A 14,393-nucleotide genomic window follows, 5' to 3' on the forward strand; every position below is an offset into this window, starting at 1 on the left:
ATGGCTGAGCCGCAGGCGAAATTCCTGACCGGCAATCTCTTTCGTCACATCACCGTGATGTCGCTGACCTCCTCTGTGGGATTGATGGCGATCTTTGCCGTCGATTTTGTCGATATGATCTTTATCGCCATGCTGGGCAAAGCCGAGCTGGCCGCCGCCGTGGGATATGCCGCCACGGTGCTGTTTTTCACGACCTCCTTTGGCATTGGCATGGCGATTGCCGCAGGCGCACTGGTGGCGCGGGCGCTGGGGGAAGGCGACGCGCAGCTGGCGCAGGAGCGGCACACTCATGCGCTGACTTATGGCGTGGTGTTCGGCATTGTCTTTTCGGCGCTGGTCTGGATGAATCTGGAGCCCGTTGTGGCGCTTTTGGGAGCCACGGGGCGGACGGCAACACTGGCGGTGCAGTATTTGCAGATCGTCGTGCCGAGCCTGCCGTTTCTGATGGTCGGGATGATGGGCGGCGCCATCCTGCGTGCGCATGGGGATGCGCGCCGCGCGATGATGGCCACCATCTGGGCGGGGCTTGTCAATGCGGTGCTGGATCCGATCCTGATCTTTGGCCTCAACCTGGAACTGACCGGTGCGGCGCTGGCCTCCGTGGCGGCTCGGATTGTAATTGCGGTGACCGCGCTGATGCCGATTGTCAAACACTACGGCGGGATCGGGCGGCCGCGTTTGGGCGGGATGATCCGTGATCTGCCGCCCATCGCAGCCATCGCGTTTCCGGCGATCCTGACCCAATTGGCCACCCCCGTCGGCCAGGCCATCGTCACCCGTGCCATGGCGGAATTCGGCGAGGCAGCCGTTGCCGGGATGGCCATCGTCGGGCGCCTCAGCCCGCTGGCCTTTGGTGTGATCTTTGCGCTTTCGGGCGCGGTTGGACCGATCCTTGGCCAGAATTTCGGCGCGCGCAACTTTGACCGGGTGCGCGCGGGGCTGCAATCCGCGGTGCTCTTTACCGGGCTCGTGATCGTCATTGTCTCTGCCGCTCTGTTTGCCCTGCGGTCCCCGATTGCTGATCTTTTCAGCGCTACCGGCATCACCCGTGAAATGGTCTACCTCTTTTGTGGACCGCTGTCGCTTTTGTTCTTTTTCAATGGGGTCCTGTTTGTTGCCAATGCGACCTTCAACAACCTGGGCCACCCGTTTTATTCGACCTTCCTCAACTGGGGTCGCAACACGGTCGGGATGGTCCCGCTGGTGCTGCTGGGAGCGGGGCTTTTCGGGGCACAGGGCGTGCTGGTGGGTCAAGCGCTGGCGGGGGTGCTCTTTGGCGGTCTGGCCTGGGTGCTGGCGCGCCGGGTGATTGCGCGCGCCGGACAGGACATGCCCACCGCCCCGTCAGAATTTGGGCGGCAGGGTCGCCTCATGTCGTTGCTGTACCTGCGCCGATAGGCGGTCGAGGTTCTCGTTCACAAGCTCGGTCTGGCGGCGTGTCAGCTTCTGGTGACGCGGGTAGACCGGATCCGCGCGATCATCGAGGATTGTTGTGTGCCAGTTGTCGGTCGTGTCAAAGAAGTGCTGCACGCCGTCTTCGCCGTACACCTCATCAAATCCCTGCACGACAACATCCAGATAGCTGAGCAGGATCATATGGCTGTCGTTTTCCCGGACATGTTCCGGCTCCACGGCATAAACAGCGATGTCTGCTGTGCGGGGCAGGGCGTGGTTTACGTGCTCTGACGCAGGCAGGCGCGCATAGCCGCCTTCGCGTGCATCAAGGGCGGCCCAATCCGCGCCGGGCACAGCCGCAATCAACCCCTGAATGCTGTGGCCGGGCGCGGGCACACCAGACAGCAACACCACGCCGTAGCGCCGGGTGGCCACCCAGGCCCTGCGCCACCCGTTCAGCGTTGCGGGCCGCGGGTCCGGGTAATCATGGCTCTTGGTGTTCACAAGGCTGCCGTAGCCAAAGAAATAAGGATCTTTCATCAGGGACTCATCTGCCGCATCCTCTGCAGTCAATCATGTGGCGCAAAGAGCCACAAGGGGACTTGACCACGCGACGGGCTGCGGCATACCGTGAGGCAACTCTCTCACGGGAGAACTGGCAAATGCCGGTGCCGAAGGAGCAACCGCCCCGGAAACTCTCAGGCAAACGGACCGTGAGGCAGTAAGGACTCTGGAGAGAGGTGCCACGCACCCGCCGAAGGGATAACGATCTCAGGCGAAAAGACAGAGGGGGCATTCACGCGTGGCTGGCAAGCTATGCACAGGATGTCGATGTTTTGCCCAAAAGCTGCAGCGGCCAGAGGTTGGAGACCGGATGAGCGATTTCGCAACGACACCGCTTTTTGCAATGCATGAGGCGATGGGGGCCAAGATGGTGCCTTTCGCAGGCTACAGCATGCCGGTGCAATACCCGATGGGGGTGCTCAAGGAACATCTGCACACCCGCACCTCGGCAGGATTGTTCGATGTGTCGCACATGGGACAGGTCAGGCTCTCTGGTCCGTCCTGGGAGGCCGTCGCGCTGGCGTTCGAGGCTTTGGTGCCCTGCGATGTGCTCGGACTGGCAGAGGGGCGGCAGCGCTACGGCTTTTTTACCAACGGCGCGGGCGGCATCGAGGATGATTTGATGTTTGCGCGCCGAGGAGATGATCTTTTCTTGGTCGTGAACGCTGCCCGGAAAGCGGATGACCTGGCCCGGATGCAGACCGCCTTGCCGGATGAGATCACCGTGACCGAGTTGAAAGACCGTGCGCTGATTGCGTTGCAAGGGCCTGTTGCGGGCAATGTTGTCGCGACGCTCGATCCGCGCGCGGGTCAGATGCGGTTTATGGATGTGGCTGATCTTGATCTAAGCGGGCATGCGGTCTGGGCTTCGCGCTCGGGGTACACCGGCGAGGATGGGTTCGAGATTTCCGTTCCGGCCGAGGAGGCCGAAGCGCTGGCCCGTCGGCTGATCGGGGATGCGGATGTGGCTCCGATTGGCCTGGGGGCTCGCGACTCCCTGCGGCTTGAGGCGGGCCTGTGCCTTTATGGTCATGACATCGACGAAACGACCAGCCCGCTGGCTGCGGGCTTGGGCTGGGCGATCCAGAAGACCCGCCGCCCCGGCGGCGTGCGTGCCGGCGGGTTTCCCGGCGCAGAGGCGGTGTTTGCGGAAATCGAGCAGGGCCCGGAACGTGTGCGCGTCGGCTTGCAGCCCGAAGAGCGCGCGCCCATGCGCGAAGGCGTCTCCCTTTTTGATGCGGAAGCGGCAAGTGCGCCCATCGGTACCGTGACCTCGGGTGGTTTTGGCCCGTCGGTGCAGGGGCCAATTTCGATGGGCTATGTGGCAGCGCCTCTCGCAGGGTCCGGTACCGCGCTCTGGGGCGAGGTGCGCGGCAAAAGGTTGGCCGTAAGGGTGGTGGACCTGCCCTTTGTTCCTGCGCGGTTCAAAAGATAAAACAGGAGATCGAGAATGAAATTTACCGAAGAACATGAGTGGTTGCGCGTCGATGGTGACGAGATCGTTGTGGGCATCACCACCCATGCCGCCGAGCAGTTGGGCGATGTGGTCTTTATCGAACTGCCCGACGAAGGGGTCACCGTCAGCAAGGACGACGAGGTTGTTGTCATCGAAAGTGTCAAGGCCGCAAGTGATATCCTTGCCCCCCTGGACGGCGAAATTACCGAGGTCAACACCGCGCTGACCGACAACCCGGCAGCGGTGAATGACGACCCGCAGGGCGAGGCCTGGTTTTTCAAGATGACGGCAAGCGATCCGTCACAAATGGAAGATTACATGGACGAGGCCACCTACCAGAAGTTCATTGCCTGACGCCATTGCGCAGCCGTACCGGGTTTTTGAGGCCCTCGTGACAGGGCGAGCACAAGGAAGACAAAGATGGGTTACACACCAACCGAATACCTGCCGTATGATTTCGCCAACCGCCGCCATATCGGGCCGTCCCCCGCCGAGATGTCGGAGATGCTGGAGGTTGTGGGCGCGGCAAGCCTTGAGGCGCTGATCGACGACACGCTGCCCGCAGCGATCCGGCAGACGGACCCGCTGACCTTCGGCAAGGCAAAATCCGAACGTGAGGTGCTGGAGTTTCTGCGCCGGGTCGCCTCCAAGAACCGAGTGCTCACCTCGCTGATCGGGCAGGGCTATCACGGCACGGTGACGCCGCCTGCGATCCAGCGGAATATCCTTGAGAATCCCGCGTGGTACACGGCCTATACCCCCTATCAGCCCGAGATTTCGCAGGGCCGTCTTGAGGCGCTCCTGAACTTCCAGACCATGGTGTCGGACCTGACCGGGCTGGAGGTGGCGAATGCCTCGCTGCTGGATGAGGCCACCGCCTGTGCCGAGGCGATGACGATGGCGCGGCGGGTCTCCAAGTCGAAAGCGCGCGCGTTTTTCGTGGATCGCGACTGCCACCCGCAGAACATCGCCGTGATAAAGACCCGTGCGGCCCCGTTGGGGATCGAGGTGATCGTCGGTAATCCTGCCAAACTTGATGCCGCCGCGGTTTTCGGGGCGATTTTTCAGTATCCGGGCACCTACGGTCACGTGCATGATTTTACCGATCACATCGCGGCACTGCATGCGCATCAGGCCATCGGGATCGTCTCGGCGGACCCGCTGTCGCTGACGCTCTTGAAAGAGCCCGGCGCCATGGGGGCTGATATCGCCGTGGGTTCGACGCAGCGGTTTGGCGTGCCGGAAGGTTACGGCGGGCCGCATGCGGCCTATATGGCCTGCCGGGATGCCTACAAACGCGCGATGCCCGGTCGGATCGTCGGTGTTTCGGTCGACAGCCAGGGCCACCGGGCCTATCGGCTGTCGCTACAAACCCGCGAGCAGCATATCCGCCGCGAAAAGGCGACCTCGAACGTCTGTACGGCGCAGGCGTTGCTAGCGGTGATGGCGTCGATGTATGCGGTCTTTCACGGGCCCGAGGGGCTGCGGGCCATCGCGCAGCGCATCCACCGCAAGACCGTGCGCCTGGCCAAGGGGCTGGAGGAAGCAGGCTTCAAGGTTGACCCCAAAGCCTGTTTTGACACGATCACGGTCGATGTGGGGCCGCTGCAGGCGGCGGTATTGAAATCCGCGGTGGATGAGGGCATTAACCTGCGCGCGGTGGGCGAAGCCCGCGTGGGCATCACACTGGATGAACGCTGTAAGCCCGCGACGCTGGAGGCGGTCTGGCGGGCTTTCGGGATCACGCGCGAGGATAAGGACTTCAAGCCGGATTACCGCTTTCCCGAAAAGATGCTGCGCAGATCTGCATATCTCACACACCCGATCTTTCACATGAACCGGGCCGAAACGGAGATGATGCGCTATATGCGGCGTCTGGCGGACCGGGATCTGGCGCTGGACCGGGCAATGATCCCGCTGGGCTCCTGCACGATGAAGCTCAATTCAGCTGCGGAAATGATGCCGGTGAGCTGGCGCGAGTTTTCCCTGCTCCACCCCTTTGCGCCAGCGGATCAGGCCGAAGGCTACCGCGAGATGATCGACGATCTCAGCGCCAAGCTGTGCCAGATCACCGGCTATGACGCGATTTCCATGCAGCCCAATTCCGGCGCGCAGGGCGAATATGCCGGATTGCTGACCATCGCGGGCTATCACCGGAGCCGCGGGCAGGGGCACCGCAACATCTGCCTCATTCCAATGAGCGCGCATGGTACCAACCCGGCGTCGGCCCAGATGGTGGGCTGGAAGGTCGTGCCGATCAAATCGGCGGCAAACGGCGACATTGATCTGGCGGATTTCGAGGCCAAGGCCGCGCAGTATTCAGAAGACCTTGCAGGGTGCATGATCACCTATCCCTCAACTCATGGGGTCTTCGAGGAGACGGTGACTGAGGTCACCCGGATCACTCATCAGCACGGTGGGCAGGTCTATATCGACGGGGCCAATATGAACGCGATGGTGGGGCTCAGCCGCCCCGGTGATCTGGGCGGGGATGTCAGCCACCTGAACCTGCACAAGACGTTTTGCATTCCCCATGGCGGCGGCGGGCCGGGCATGGGGCCGATTGGCGTCAAATCGCATCTGGTGCCCTTCCTGCCGGGGCACGAGGCAACAGACGGCGGGGCAGGTGCTGTCTCGGCGGCCCCCTTTGGCTCGCCGTCGCTGTTGCCGATCAGCTGGGCCTACTGCCTGATGATGGGCGGCGAGGGGCTGACACAGGCGACGCGTGTGGCGATCCTGAACGCCAACTATATTGCCACCCGTCTGGCCGGGGCCTTCGGCGTGCTCTACCGCGGGCCGACGGGCCGCGTCGCGCATGAATGTGTGCTCGATGTCCGCCCGTTTGAAGCCTCCGCCGGTGTCACGGTCGAGGATGTCGCCAAGCGGTTGATCGACTGCGGTTTCCATGCCCCCACCATGAGCTGGCCCGTGGCGGGCACCCTGATGGTCGAACCGACCGAGAGCGAGAACAAGGCCGAGCTCGACCGGTTCTGTGATGCGATGCTGGCCATCCGCGCCGAGATTGCCGAGATCGAGGCCGGTCGCATGGACCGCGCCAACAACCCGCTGAAAAACGCGCCGCACACGGTCGAGGATCTGGTCAGCACCTGGGAGCGGCCCTATTCGCGCGAGCAGGGGTGTTTCCCGCCGGGGGCCTTCCGGGTCGATAAATACTGGCCGCCGGTCAACCGGGTCGACAATGTCTACGGGGACCGCCACCTGATCTGCACCTGCCCGCCGATGGAGGACTATGCCGAAGCGGCGGAGTAAGGCCTATTCCTGGGTCCGCAGAACCTGGGCGGGCTGGGCATTGATCGGGGCCCAGGCAAAGGCAAGGCCCGCCAGCGTGCTGGCCAGAATGCCGCCTGCGATGATGCCCAGGGCCGAGGGCCAGATCACCTTGAAGTCGGTGTCGAGGATATACGTGCTGACCCCCCAGCCGCCTGCGATGCCGGTCGCCAGCGCCACAAGCCCCGCACAGAGCCCAAGCAGTGCGGAGCGCAGGGCAAAGCTCAGCAGGATGTTCTTGCGCGACGCGCCGAGCGTTTTGAGCACGGCGGCCTCATAGACCCGCGCGCGTGTCCCCGCGGCGGCAGCCCCGATCAGCACCAGAAAACCCGTAAGCAGGGTTGCTGCTGCCCCGTATGACGTGGCTGCCGCCAGCCCGCTGACCGCCTCTGCGACCCGGTCGATGGCGTCGCGGACCCGGATGGCCGTGATATTGGGATATGCGCTTGCCAGATCACGCAGGATTTCCGCCTCGGCCGCTTCCTCGGCATAAACGGTCGAGATAAAGCTGTGCGGTGCGCCCGCCAGTGCGCCCGGGTTCATCGACAGGATAAACCCAATGCCCGCCGTCGAAAAATCGACCTCCCGAAAGCTTGCCAGCGTGCCGGTGATATCGCGCCCGAGGATGTTGATCGTCATCGTATCCCCAATCTCCAGCCCCATCTCCGCGGCCTCTTCGGCGGCAAAGCTGATGAGGGGCGGGCCGTCATAATCGGCCTCCCACCAGGTGCCTTCGGTCAGGCGGGTGTTTTCCGGCATCTCGGCGGAATAGGTCACGCCGCGATCCCCCTGCAAGACCCAGTGATTTCCGGCGATTTCTGCCGCGGGCCGATCATTGATGCGGGTGATCACCCCGCGCAGCATGGGCGCAGATTGCACACGGCGCACGGCAGGATCATTCTCCAGCCGGTCTGTGTATCCGGGCATCTGGTCCTTCTGAATATCTACAAAGAAATAGCTGGGGGCCACCTCGGGCAGGTTCCCGGTGATGGCGGCGCGCAGGTTGCCGTCGATCTGGCCCACGGCGGCAAGGACCGACAGCCCGAGCCCCAGCGACAACACCACCGAAGCTGCCCCTTCGCGCGGCCCAGAGATGGCCGTCAGGGCCCACCGCAGACGCGGCCATCCGCGTGCAAGGGACTTGCCGCGCCGCGACAGGCTGCGGATGACAAAGGCCGCCCCCGCCAGCAGGATCAGGGCGCCGGCGATCCCGCCTGCGGTCATGAAGGTCAGCCGCCAGGTGCCCGAAAACCACCCGGCAGTCGCCAGCAGGGCGCCGAGCGCCAACAGCGTTGCGATGATGTAGCGGCGCGCAGGTAGTGTTTTTCCTGTGCTCAGCGCATCGCGAAACAGCGTGGCGGCGCGCACATCTTCCGCCCGCGCCAGGGGCCAGAGCGTAAAGATGAAGGCCGTGAGCCCGCCGTAGAGCGCCGCCTCGAAAAGCGGGCCGGGGTAGAGCGCGAATTCAGCCGGAACAGGCAGCCGGGCGGAGAGGATCGGGGCCAGTCCCAGCGGGATCAAAGCGCCCAAGGCCACCCCGAGAATGACGCCGAGCACGGACAACGCGCCGATTTGCAGGAAATACGTCTGGAAGATCGTCGCCCGCTCTGCACCCAATGTGCGCAGCGTGGCAATGACGCTGGTCTTGTCCGAGAGATAGGCCCGGACGGCTGAGGACACGCCAACGCCCCCGACAGCCAATCCCGAGAGGCCAACCAGAACCAGAAACGCGCCGAGGCGGTCTACGAATTCGGCGATGCCGGGCGCGCCGTTGCGGGCGTCGGTCCAGCGCACTCCGGTGTCCTGAAAGGCGCGGGCAGCCTCCCGCTGCATGCGATCAAGGTCGGTGTCCGGCGGCAGATCGAGGCGGTATTTGGTGGAAAAGAGCGTGCCGGGGGCCAGCAGGGAGGCGTTTTCCAGATCGGCGGTGCGCACGATCGTGCGCGGGCCAAGGGCAAACCCGCCCGCCGCACTGTCCGGCTCACGCTCCAACACGGCGGTCAGGCGGAACTCTTGCGTGCCAAGCGAGAAGATCTCGCCCACCGCCAGACCCATACGGTCCATCAGGACCCGTTCCATGACCGCGCCGGGCAGGGGCCCCTCGGGGGTGAGGGCCTCGGCCAGCGAGATGTCAGGCTGCAGTGCCACCGTGCCGATCAGCGGGTAGGCGTCGTCCACCGCCTTGATCTGGGTGAGCGCGCGGGTGTCTCCGACCACGGCCATGGACCTGAAATCGGCGATCTCCGAGACAGCGAGCGCCTGGGTCTCCATCCAGTCCCGTTCTTGCGGCGTGGCAAAGCGGTAGGTAAAATCCAATTCCGCATCTCCGCCGAGGAGCGCCGATCCTTCGCGCGCCAGCCCCGCTTCGATGCTGGCACGCACCGTGCCGATGGCCGCGATGGCCGCGACCCCGAGGGCCAGACAGGCCAGAAAGATGCGAAAGCCCCGCAAGCCGCCGCGCAATTCGCGCGCCGCAAACCGGGCCGCGACAGCAAGGCTCATTCGGCGGCCTTCTCGAAGGGGGCGATGCGTCCGTCTGTCAGCCGGATCACCCGGTCACAGCGACTGGCCAGCGTGGTGCTGTGGGTCACCAGCACCAGCGTGGCCCCATGCCGGTCGCGCAGGCCAAACAGCAGGTCGATGATCGCGGCCCCATTGGCCCCGTCAAGATTGCCTGTGGGTTCATCTGCGAGCAGGATATCCGGTCGCGGTGCTGCGGCGCGGGCCAGCGCCACCCGCTGCTGTTCACCCCCCGACATCTGCGCGGGGTAATGATCGGCGCGGGCGGCCAGCCCGACGTTGGCCAGCTCGGCGGCGGCCTTGTCATAGGCGTCCCGGTCGTCCGCAAGCTCAAGCGGGGTGGCGACGTTTTCCAGCGCTGTCATCGTGGGGATCAGGTGAAACGACTGAAAGACCACGCCCATATGCGCCCGGCGAAACCGCGCCAGTGCGTCCTCGTTCATTGTGCCCAGATCGTGCCCCAATGCGGTCACTGTCCCGCCGGTTGCCCGTTCCAGCCCGCCCATCAGCATCAGCAAGGACGACTTGCCGGAGCCCGAGGGGCCGATGAGGCCGAGGCTCTCGCCTTTGTGAACCTCCATGCTGATCCCGTGCAGGATATCCACCCGTCCGGCATTGCCATCCAGCGATAAAGCCGCATCTTTCAAGGTCAGGACTGGGTCGGACATGAGGTACCAAGGGTTGCTGTGTTCCTCTTGGCATATGGAGCTTGGATCAAGATGCGCAAGATAATGATTTTCTTTGTCATGGGATTGCCGGGTGTGGTTGCGGCGGAGGATGTGGTGATTGCGGCTTTGGGCGACAGCCTGACGCAAGGTTACGGCCTGACGCAGGAGCAGGGATTTGTGCCTCAGCTTCAGACCTGGCTGACCGCCAACGGGGCGGAGGTGGAGATCATCAACGCGGGTGTCTCCGGCGATACCACGGCGGGCGGGTTATCGCGGGTGGGCTGGACCCTGACCCCGGAGGTTGATGCGATGATTGTCACACTTGGTGGCAACGACCTGCTGCGCGGTCTGGATCCCGAGATGAGCCGCGCAAACCTTGCCGGAATCCTGCAGGCTGCGCAGACCGCGGAGGTCGATGTGCTCCTCGTCGGCATGCAGGCCCCCGGGAACTTTGGCCCTGATTACAAGGCGCGCTTTGACGCGATTTATCCTGAGCTGGCGGCGGAATACGGCGTTCTGCATGCGGAGAGCTTTTTCGATGGCCTCTCGGTCGAGGGCGGGGACCCGGCCTCGGTCCGGGCGTATATGCAACCGGATGGTATCCACCCCAATGCCGAAGGTGTCGCGCGCATTGTAGATGCTTTGGGCCCCGCCGTGCTGAAGCTGGTGGAGCAGGTCTCGCCTTAACCGGCTGGTCAGGCTCAGGAAACGTCGACACGGGCGCGCAAACGCCCGCTCTGGTGTTTTAGATGCGCGTGTCAGGCGAGCGCGAGGTTGCCTGCGCTTTCACGACCGTCCCGGCCTGCTTCGATATCAAAAGTCACCTTCTGATTGTCTGCCAAACCGGTCAGACCGGCGCGTTCAACAGCAGAGATATGGACAAAGATATCCTTGCCGCCGCCGTCGGGTGCGATAAAGCCGTAGCCTTTTGTTGTGTTGAACCATTTCACGGTGCCAGTGGCCATTTTCCGTGTCTCCTTCTTGTAGGTCTGCCCGCAGGATGCGGCAGCGTGGCTTAGCCAAAACCAGTTCATCAGACTGTGCGGGTTTCAGGCGGGCCGAAAGAGCATGGGTCGATAGATGGTCGCGTAGCGTAATCGAAATTCGCATCCTTCGAGCAGATTTCAAGTGAATTTATTGTAAAAGGCAACCAGCTGCATCTTTTGGCAAATTCCCGCTTACCGGGTGCGCGCGCTGCCTATTCCATAGGATGATGCATTTTTCAGCAGCAGGCTTTTGCAAGGTTCGAAAAGAATTTTTACCAGTTGATAAAAAAATTATTTCGTGAGAGCGTTTCGGCTAATCCACGCGAAAACAGGGATGCCACATGCCAAATGACAGCTTTACCCCCGGAGTAGTACCTGGCCGATTGGAGCCGGAAACCTATCAGGAACAGTTTTCAGATTTGCATCCCCCCCTCGATGCGCACGAGGCGCTGGTGGCCGCAGACCGGTGCTATTTCTGTCATGATGCGCCCTGTATCACGGCGTGTCCGACCGAGATCGACATCCCGCTCTTTATCCGCCAGATCGCAACTGGAACGCCGGATGCGGCGGCCAAGACGATCCTGACCCAGAATATCATGGGCGGCATGTGCGCTCGGGTCTGCCCGACCGAAGAGTTGTGTGAGCAAGCCTGCGTGCGCGAGTTGGCCGAAGGCAAGCCGGTGCTGATCGGGCAGCTGCAGCGTTATGCGACGGATCATTTGCAGCAGCAGGATATCCACCCGTTCAGCCGCGCGCCTTCTACGGGTCAGAAAGTCGCCGTGGTGGGTGCGGGGCCTGCCGGTCTTTCCTGTGCGCATCGCCTGGCCATGCTGGGGCATGATGTGGTGGTCTATGACGCGCGTCCCAAGGCCGGGGGGCTCAACGAATACGGGATCGCGACCTACAAGACCACGGACGGCTTTGCCCAGGCGGAAGTGGACTGGCTGCTTAAAATCGGGGGCATTGAGATCCACTACGGCAAGGCGCTGGGGCCGGATCTGTCGCTTGATGCGTTGCGGGACGGGTTTGATGCGGTATTTCTGGGCATGGGCCTTGGTGGCGTGAACGCTCTGGGAGTCGCGGGCGACGGGAAAGAAGGCGTTCTCGACGCGGTCAATTTTATTGCCGACCTGCGGCAGGCCAGTGACGTGGCGTCCGTGCCGGTGGGGCGGGATGTTGTCGTCATCGGCGGCGGCATGACAGCGGTGGATGCGGCGGTGCAGGCGAAACTGCTTGGCGCGCTCAACGTTACGCTGGTCTACCGGCGGGGGCGCGACCGGATGAATGCCAGCGTCTTTGAGCAGGATCTGGCGGCGGCCAAAGGCGTTCGGATCGTGACCCATGCGGTTCCTACGGCAGTCCTTGGCAACGGCGCTGTTCGGGAGATTGAGTTCGCTTATGTTGATGCCGCGATGCAACCGACGGGCCAGACCCTGCGACTGGCCGCAGATCAGGTGTTCAAGGCCATCGGTCAGACCTTTGCAGGCGATGGCATGCCCGCCTTGGAGAATGGCAAGATCAAGGTTGATGCCGCAGGGCGCACCGCGCTCGAAGGGGTCTGGGCAGGAGGCGACTGCGCCAGCGGCGGCGATGATCTGACAGTGACGGCTGTGGCCGAAGGCCGGGACGCGGCCCTGGATATTCACGCGCACCTCACAGGCAAGGCAGGCTGAAGCCCACCTAACACGGAGAGACGACAATGGCTGATTTGAAAAGTGATTTCGTAGGCATCAAGAGCCCAAACCCGTTCTGGCTGGCCTCGGCACCGCCGACGGATAAGGAATACAATGTCCGCCGCGCCTTTGAGGCGGGCTGGGGTGGCGTGGTCTGGAAGACCCTCGGACTTGATCCGCATGTGGTCAACGTGAATGGCCCGCGGTATGGCGCGATCTGGGGGGCGGATCGGCGCTTGCTCGGGCTCAACAACATCGAGCTGATTACCGACCGCCCGCTACAGACCAATCTCGATGAGATCAAGGTGGTCAAACGCGATTACCCGGATCGGGCCATGGTTGTCTCTCTGATGGTGCCTTGTGAAGAAGAGCCGTGGAAGTTCATCCTGCCCAAGGTCGAAGACACGGGTGCGGATGGGGTGGAGCTGAACTTTGGCTGCCCGCACGGGATGTCAGAGCGGGGCATGGGCTCGGCGGTCGGCCAGGTGCCGCAATACATCGAAATGGTCACCCGCTGGGTCAAGGCCAATACCCGGATGCCGGTGATCGTGAAGCTGACGCCGAATATCACCGACATCAAGAAGCCTGCAGAAGCCGCCATGCGCGGCGGGGCCGATGCGGTCAGCCTCATCAACACGATCAACTCCATCACCTCTGTTGATCTCGACCTTTTTGCGCCGGAACCCACGATCGACGGCAAGGGCGCGCATGGGGGCTATTGCGGCCCGGCGGTCAAGCCCATCGCGCTGAACATGGTGGCGGAGATTGCGCGCACCCCAGAGATGGCGCATCTGCCCATTTCCGGTATTGGCGGGATCACCACGTGGCGCGATGCGGCGGAATTCATGGCGCTGGGGGCGCGCAACGTGCAGGTCTGCACCGCGGCCATGACCTATGGTTTCAAGATCGTGCAGGAGATGATCTCGGGCCTGAGCGAATATATGGACGAAAAGGGCATGACCTCGGTGGACAACCTGGTGCGGCGCGCGGTGCCCAACGTGACGGACTGGCAGCATCTCAACCTCAACTATGTGGCCAAGGCCAAGATCAATCAGGATCTGTGCATTTCATGTGGCCGGTGCTTTGCCGCCTGCGAAGATACCTCGCATCAGGCGATCTCCATGTCCGAGGATCGTGTCTTTGAGGTCATCGACGCGGAATGCGTGGCCTGTAATCTCTGCGTCAACGTCTGTCCGGTCGAGGATTGCATCACGATGGAGGCGATGGCACCGGGGCTGGTCGACCCGCGCACCGGAAAAGTGGTCGAGCCGGACTACGCCAACTGGACGACCCATCCCAACAACCCGGCGGCGAAAGCAGCAGAGTAACCTAGCTGTCTTCGCGCTGCAGGATCGGCGCCGTGGGCAGGGGGTTTGGCATCACATACTCCGGCTGTGCCGCCTTGTCCGCGTCGGCCTTGGCTTCGGCCGCACGGGCGGCGGCGCGCTCCGCGGCGCGGGCTTCTTCGGCGGCTTTGGCTTCAATCTGCTGCTGCGCCTGACGGGCGAGGAAATCGGTGGCCGGGTGGCTGCCTGATTGCGCTTCGATCACGGATTTCGGGGTCGGTTGCTGAGGCATGTCATCGCGCCCGCGTTTGAGCAAGGCGGCAAGCTGCGCCCCACCGGTGCCGGTGCCGTTCCCTGCCCCTTGCCCCGACTGGTCCGAGGCATTGCCCGCCATGTTGCTGGAGGTCGATACATTCACGGGCACCGTGGTTTGAGCGGCGGCAAAGCCCGCATCGGTTGAAAGTCCTGCGGCCGGTTGCGGCGCGTAGGGGTTTATCAAAGAGATCGCTGTCATTTTCAGTTCCTATCCATCAGCTTTTTCAGGGCCATCACCCGCA

The 14,393-nt window shown here is 63.1% G+C and carries 12 protein-coding genes and 1 riboswitch; of the genes, 7 read left to right on the plus strand and 5 right to left on the minus strand.

The window, feature by feature from the left end; genetic code table 11:
* Positions 1–1,398 (plus strand): MATE family efflux transporter, encoded by a 1,398-nt coding sequence (locus H7847_RS19245; RefSeq protein WP_227271106.1) that lies wholly within the window; start codon positions 1–3, stop codon positions 1,396–1,398.
* Here H7847_RS19245 and H7847_RS19250 read toward each other — a convergent pair.
* Complete coding sequence (locus H7847_RS19250; protein ID WP_227271107.1) at positions 1,345–1,935, minus strand: gamma-glutamylcyclotransferase family protein; 591 nt, start codon at positions 1,933–1,935, stop codon at positions 1,345–1,347. The two genes, H7847_RS19245 and H7847_RS19250, sit on opposite strands and share 54 nt — an antisense overlap.
* A gap of 97 nt (positions 1,936–2,032) precedes the next feature.
* Positions 2,033–2,119: riboswitch (glycine riboswitch) on the plus strand.
* A gap of 150 nt (positions 2,120–2,269) precedes the next feature.
* Here H7847_RS19250 and gcvT point away from each other — a divergent pair.
* The 3 genes from gcvT (at position 2,270) to gcvP (ending at position 6,685) form a co-directional block, all read left to right on the plus strand.
* Positions 2,270–3,394: a glycine cleavage system aminomethyltransferase GcvT gene (gene gcvT, locus H7847_RS19255; protein WP_227271108.1), complete on the plus strand. Its 1,125-nt coding sequence runs from the start codon at positions 2,270–2,272 to the stop codon at positions 3,392–3,394.
* A gap of 15 nt (positions 3,395–3,409) precedes the next feature.
* Positions 3,410–3,769, plus strand: a complete 360-nt coding sequence (gene gcvH / locus H7847_RS19260) for a glycine cleavage system protein GcvH (protein WP_227271109.1) — start codon at positions 3,410–3,412, stop codon at positions 3,767–3,769.
* 66 nt (positions 3,770–3,835) lie between these two features.
* A complete protein-coding gene (gene gcvP / locus H7847_RS19265) occupies positions 3,836–6,685 on the plus strand; it encodes an aminomethyl-transferring glycine dehydrogenase (RefSeq protein WP_227271110.1) in 2,850 nt (949 codons plus the stop codon).
* Positions 6,686–6,688: 3 nt separating this feature from the next.
* On the opposite strand, the gene H7847_RS19270 is transcribed toward gcvP, so the two are convergent.
* Both H7847_RS19270 and H7847_RS19275 read right to left on the minus strand, forming a co-directional pair.
* Positions 6,689–9,205, minus strand: coding sequence for an ABC transporter permease (locus H7847_RS19270; RefSeq protein WP_227271111.1), 2,517 nt, complete (start codon positions 9,203–9,205; stop codon positions 6,689–6,691).
* Complete coding sequence (locus H7847_RS19275) at positions 9,202–9,891, minus strand: ABC transporter ATP-binding protein (protein ID WP_227271112.1); 690 nt, start codon at positions 9,889–9,891, stop codon at positions 9,202–9,204. The genes H7847_RS19270 and H7847_RS19275 overlap by 4 nt, the downstream gene beginning before the upstream one ends.
* A 51-nt stretch (positions 9,892–9,942) precedes the next feature.
* Between H7847_RS19275 and H7847_RS19280 the strand changes: the two genes are divergently transcribed.
* Positions 9,943–10,578, plus strand: coding sequence for an arylesterase (locus H7847_RS19280; RefSeq protein WP_227271113.1), 636 nt, complete (start codon positions 9,943–9,945; stop codon positions 10,576–10,578).
* Between the two features lie 71 nt (positions 10,579–10,649).
* On the opposite strand, the gene H7847_RS19285 is transcribed toward H7847_RS19280, so the two are convergent.
* A complete protein-coding gene (locus H7847_RS19285; RefSeq protein ID WP_227271114.1) occupies positions 10,650–10,856 on the minus strand; it encodes a cold-shock protein in 207 nt (68 codons plus the stop codon).
* Positions 10,857–11,218: 362 nt separating this feature from the next.
* Here H7847_RS19285 and H7847_RS19290 point away from each other — a divergent pair, with 362 nt between their 5' ends.
* Together H7847_RS19290 and preA are read left to right on the plus strand one after the other, a co-directional pair.
* Positions 11,219–12,550, plus strand: coding sequence for an NAD(P)-dependent oxidoreductase (locus H7847_RS19290; RefSeq protein ID WP_227271115.1), 1,332 nt, complete (start codon positions 11,219–11,221; stop codon positions 12,548–12,550).
* Positions 12,551–12,576: 26 nt separating this feature from the next.
* On the plus strand, positions 12,577–13,878 hold the full coding sequence (gene preA / locus H7847_RS19295; RefSeq protein WP_227271116.1) for an NAD-dependent dihydropyrimidine dehydrogenase subunit PreA: 1,302 nt from the start codon (positions 12,577–12,579) through the stop codon (positions 13,876–13,878).
* Position 13,879: 1 nt separating this feature from the next.
* Here preA and H7847_RS19300 read toward each other — a convergent pair whose 3' ends face one another.
* Positions 13,880–14,350, minus strand: coding sequence for a hypothetical protein (locus H7847_RS19300; protein WP_227271117.1), 471 nt, complete (start codon positions 14,348–14,350; stop codon positions 13,880–13,882).
* Positions 14,351–14,393 lie beyond the last annotated feature (43 nt).

This window comes from Roseobacter weihaiensis (assembly GCF_020622345.1).
Taxonomy (GTDB): Bacteria; Pseudomonadota; Alphaproteobacteria; order Rhodobacterales; family Rhodobacteraceae; genus Roseobacter; species Roseobacter weihaiensis.

Coding starts and splice junctions, on each gene's coding strand:
- H7847_RS19270 (WP_227271111.1), bottom strand. CDS start 9,205: ATGAGCCTTGCTGTCGCGGCCCGGTTTGCGGCGCGCGAATTGCGCGGC.
- gcvH (WP_227271109.1), top strand. CDS start 3,410: ATGAAATTTACCGAAGAACATGAGTGGTTGCGCGTCGATGGTGACGAG.
- gcvT (WP_227271108.1), top strand. CDS start 2,270: ATGAGCGATTTCGCAACGACACCGCTTTTTGCAATGCATGAGGCGATG.
- preA (WP_227271116.1), top strand. CDS start 12,577: ATGGCTGATTTGAAAAGTGATTTCGTAGGCATCAAGAGCCCAAACCCG.
- H7847_RS19245 (WP_227271106.1), top strand. CDS start 1: ATGGCTGAGCCGCAGGCGAAATTCCTGACCGGCAATCTCTTTCGTCAC.
- H7847_RS19285 (WP_227271114.1), bottom strand. CDS start 10,856: ATGGCCACTGGCACCGTGAAATGGTTCAACACAACAAAAGGCTACGGC.
- H7847_RS19275 (WP_227271112.1), bottom strand. CDS start 9,891: ATGTCCGACCCAGTCCTGACCTTGAAAGATGCGGCTTTATCGCTGGAT.
- H7847_RS19290 (WP_227271115.1), top strand. CDS start 11,219: ATGCCAAATGACAGCTTTACCCCCGGAGTAGTACCTGGCCGATTGGAG.
- gcvP (WP_227271110.1), top strand. CDS start 3,836: ATGGGTTACACACCAACCGAATACCTGCCGTATGATTTCGCCAACCGC.
- H7847_RS19280 (WP_227271113.1), top strand. CDS start 9,943: ATGCGCAAGATAATGATTTTCTTTGTCATGGGATTGCCGGGTGTGGTT.
- H7847_RS19300 (WP_227271117.1), bottom strand. CDS start 14,350: ATGACAGCGATCTCTTTGATAAACCCCTACGCGCCGCAACCGGCCGCA.
- H7847_RS19250 (WP_227271107.1), bottom strand. CDS start 1,935: ATGAAAGATCCTTATTTCTTTGGCTACGGCAGCCTTGTGAACACCAAG.